The following is a 3,889-nucleotide window of genomic DNA, read 5'->3' as shown; positions in this document are numbered from 1 at the left end:
CGTGCCGGGCCGGCGGGTGCCGGGCGAGCCGGTGCGGTGGCCGCGGGCCGGGGGCCTGGGAGGACGGTGCGTGCGGGGCAGGTGCATGACGGCTCCCTCCGCCCCCGAGCTGCCAATTGATCAAGGTTCTGCTGGCACGCTAACCCCGCGGGGCGGGCTCGTCCACGGCAATGGTCGACGATGTGGTCCGGGTCCGTCCTGCTGCCGGTAAAGGCCGCGCCCCCTCCCCCCGGGGCGCGGGTGGGTCAGGGGCGGGTGATGAAGGCCAGGGCGGCGTCGGTGACGGCGGCGGGGTCGCGTCCGGCGTCGATGAGGCGGGCGGCGCCGTCCAGGGTGCCGAGGATGAGGGCGGCGGTGGCCTCGGGGTCGGGGTCGCCGCGGTCGGCGAGCGCCTCGCGCAGCGGCGCGACGAGGGCGCGCTGCTGCGCGGCGACCCAGTCCAGGCATTCGGCGGGCAGCCCGGCGGCGGCGATGGCGTCGGTGACGCGGCGGTCGTCGCTGCGGGCGAACTCCAGGTGGCCGCGGACGTAGGCGGCGATGCGCGCGGCCGCCCCGTCGCCGCCGCCGACATCCGTGGCGGCGGCGTCGGTGGCGGCGCGCAGCCGCCCGGTCCAGTCGGCGAAGACGTCCGCGGCGAGCTGGGCGAGGATGTCGCCGGTCGAGGAGTAGTACTTGTAGACGCTGGAGCGGGCGAGGCCGGCGCGGGCGCCGACCGATGCCGGGGTCACCGCCTGCGCGCCGTCGGCGAGCAGGATGTCGCGGGCGGCGGCCTGCAGCGCGGTGTGCCTGCGGGCGCGGTGCTCGGCGACGGTCGGGGCGGTGATCCTCGGCATGCGGTCTCCTTCCGCGGCGGGGGCGGGCGGCTAGTTCATTCTGCCGTCCCGGATGCGCACGACGCGGTCGGCGGCGCCGAGCAGGCCCTCGTCGTGGGTGACCAGGACGGTGGCGGTACCGCGGTCGCGGGCCTGGCCGGCCAGCAGCGCGACGACGTCGCGGGCGCGGTGCTGGTCGAGGGCGGCGGTGGGCTCGTCGGCCAGCAGCAGCGCGGGCCGGTTCATCAGGGCGCGGGCGATGCCGACGCGCTGGCGTTCGCCGCCCGACAGCTCGTGGGGGCGGCGGGACGCCTTGGCGGTCATCCCGACGGCGTCCAGCAGCCCGTCGGCGCGGTCGCGGTCCTCGCGGGTGACGCGTCCGGCCAGGTGGGCGATGAGCAACAGCTGGTCGCGGGCGGTGAGGGAGGGCAGCAGGTTGGCGGACTGGAAGACGTAGCCGATGCCGGCGCGGCGCAGCGCGGTGCGGCGCGCGGGGGTGGCGGCGGTGACGTCGGCGCCGCCGACGGCGACGGTGCCCTCGGTGGGCGCGATCAGCGCGCCGGCGACGGCGAGGAGGCTGGACTTGCCCGAGCCGGACGGGCCGGCGACGGCGACGACCTCGCCCGGTCCGACGGTGAGGTCGACGCCGTCGAGGGCGGTGACGAGGGTGTCTCCGGCGCCGTAGCGCAGGGTGACGCCGGACAGGGTGAGCCCGGCGCGGGTCGCGGTGGCGGTCATCGGCTGCCTCCCAGGGCGGCGAGCGGGTCGACGGAGGTGACGCGGCGCAGCGTGACGACGGCGCCGAGCACGCCGAGCACGATCAGCAGCGCGGCGGCGGTGGCCAGCGGCGCGGCCTCCAGGGCGACCGGGACGGTGCGGGACGCGGCGTGCAGCGCGGCGGTGATGCCGATGCCGGCGGCGGTCCCGGCGGCGGTGGCGGGCACCAGCACCGCCAGCACCTGCGCGACGGCGTCGCGCGCCAGGTACCGGGCGAATCCGCCGAGCGCCCGGACCAGGGCGATCTCCCCCTTGCGCTGGACGGTCCACACGACGAAGAACGCGGCGACGACCAGCATCGAGATCAGGTACAGGAACACCTTGATCAGCGTCATGGTGGCGGTCTCGGCGGCGAATCCGGGCGAGGCGGAGTAGGACTTCTCCTTGGTGACGACCTGGGCGTCCCCGGCGCGGGTGACGGAGGGCGCGGCGTCCAGGGCGATGGCGGTGGCCTGGTGGTAGGCCTGCTCGGGCGGCGTGCCGGGCAGCCCGTAGTGGACGCGCTGCCAGGTGCGCAGCGGCGCGTAGACGACGGCGACGTGGGTGAAGGACTGGTCGCCGACGGTGCCGATGACGGGCAGCGCGGCGCCGCTGCGCTCGATCCGCAGGGTGTCGCCGACCTTCACGCCGTCGTCGGCGAGGCGGCTGGAGATCAGCACGCCGTCGGGGACGGCGCCGAGCGGGCGGCCGGTGGCGGGGCGGGGCGCGATGAACGAGCCGGGGTCCATGCCGAACACGGCGATGTCGAGGTCCTGGCCGGTGCGGGCGACCTTGGCGTGGGCGAGCTGGTTGCCGTAGGCGGCGGCGCGGCGGACGCCGGACCGCTTCGCCCAGGCCGCGGCGTCGTCGGCGGGCACGGTGCTGCGCGAGTACAGGTCTCCCTCGACGCCGCGCTGGAAGGCGAAGTGGGTGACGGGCAGGGCGCGCAGGGCGGACACGCCGTCGCGGGCCAGGCCCGACGACAGGCCGGTCAGGACGGCGGCGAGCACCGAGATCAGCGCGATCACGGTGCCCATCAGCAGGAAGCGGCCGCGGGCGAACCGCAGGTCGCGGAGGGCGAGGAACACGGAGGGGCTCCGGGGATAGTTGGCGACACTGTGTCGCCAACCCTATGTTGGCGACACAGTGTCGCCATAATCGGGGGTCACTTCCGGCGCCGGAGCCACCGCGGCGGCCGCCGTTCGCGCCGGGCGGGGGCCGTGCGGGTCAGCGGGTGCTCCTCCACCTCGTAGCGGCGGACGTAGGCGCCGGCGAACGCCTGCACGCTCGCGCCGAACGGCAGCGCCACCACCGCCCCGACCGGCCCGGCCACCGCCACCCCGGCCAGCACCAGCCCGAACGCGACCGCGGGGTGCATGTCCAGCGTCCGGGCGGTGATGCGCGGCTGCAGCAGGTAGTTCTCCACCTGCTGGTAGGCGACGATGAACAGCAGGATCCACAGCGCGGTTGACGGCGAGCGGGTCAGCGCGATCAGCACCGGCACCCCGCCCGCCAGGTAGGTGCCGACCGCGGGGATGAACTGCGACACCACCCCCACCCACAGCGCGAGCGTCGCCGCGTACGGCACCCCGAGCCCGACGAGCGCGATGTAGTGCGCGACGGCGGAGATCAGCGCCAGCAGCGCGCGCGAGTAGATGTAGCCGCCGGTCTTGTCGATCGCGATCTCCCAGGCCCGTAGCACGGACCGCTGCCGGTGCGGCGGCAGCAGCGAGCACACCGTCCGGCGCAGCTGCGGGCCCTGCGCCGACAGGTAGAAGGTGAACAGCAGCACCCCGAGCGCCTTGAAGATCACTCCGAAGGCGGTGGCGCCGATCCCCCACACGTTCTGCGCGAGGTCCGACAGGTGCCGCGACAGCGTGCCGGTCACCGTGGGGAGCCGCTGGAACAGGGTGTCGCGCGACAGGTGGGTGCCGAACGTCGCGTTGACCCAGTCGACGACGTGCCGGACGTAGCCGGGGAATCCGTTGATCAGGTGGGTGGCCTGGGTGGCCAGCAGCGACCCGATGCCGCCGGCGAACCCGGCCAGCAGCACGCCGATCACCACGAACATCAGCGCGGTGCCGGCGCCGCGCCGCCACCCGCGGGCCGCCAGCCAGTTCACCGCGGGCTCGATCGCGAACGCCAGGAACAGCGAGACCAGCACGAGCATCAGCAGCCCGCGCAGCCGCTCCAGCAGCCACAGCAGCGCCATGAACGCCAGCACGATCACGCCGGCGAGCGCGAACGCCCGCGGCAGCCACGCCGGCATCCGCCGCGGGCCGCCCCGTCCCGCGGCGCCCGACGCCTCCGGCGCCGGGCCG

Annotated in this window: 4 protein-coding genes; all 4 read right to left on the bottom strand. The window is 75.8% G+C overall.

Annotated elements, in window-relative coordinates; translation table 11 throughout:
• Nucleotides 1–245: 245 nt before the first annotated feature.
• Nucleotides 246–833: a TetR/AcrR family transcriptional regulator gene (locus tag F9B16_RS49630; RefSeq protein ID WP_151547225.1), complete on the bottom strand. Its 588-nt coding sequence runs from the start codon at nt 831–833 to the stop codon at nt 246–248.
• A 30-nt stretch (nt 834–863) separates the two neighbouring features.
• Nucleotides 864–1,550 (bottom strand): ABC transporter ATP-binding protein, encoded by a 687-nt coding sequence (locus F9B16_RS49625; RefSeq protein WP_151547224.1) that lies wholly within the window; start codon nt 1,548–1,550, stop codon nt 864–866.
• Nucleotides 1,547–2,656, bottom strand: a complete 1,110-nt coding sequence (locus tag F9B16_RS49620; RefSeq protein ID WP_151547223.1) for an FtsX-like permease family protein — start codon at nt 2,654–2,656, stop codon at nt 1,547–1,549. The genes F9B16_RS49625 and F9B16_RS49620 overlap by 4 nt, the downstream gene beginning before the upstream one ends.
• A gap of 77 nt (nt 2,657–2,733) precedes the next feature.
• The coding region (locus tag F9B16_RS49615) for an AI-2E family transporter (RefSeq protein ID WP_151547222.1) at nt 2,734–3,889 on the bottom strand (1,156 nt) is incomplete at its 5' end.

Source organism: Actinomadura montaniterrae (assembly GCF_008923365.1).
Classification (GTDB): Bacteria; Actinomycetota; Actinomycetes; order Streptosporangiales; family Streptosporangiaceae; genus Spirillospora; species Spirillospora montaniterrae.
This window is presented reverse-complemented; position numbering and strand designations above follow the sequence as displayed.

Bases quoted from the DNA above. Each gene is read 5' to 3' on its own strand.
- F9B16_RS49630 (WP_151547225.1), bottom strand. From the start codon at position 833: ATGCCGAGGATCACCGCCCCGACCGTCGCCGAGCACCGCGCCCGCAGG.
- F9B16_RS49625 (WP_151547224.1), bottom strand. From the start codon at position 1,550: ATGACCGCCACCGCGACCCGCGCCGGGCTCACCCTGTCCGGCGTCACC.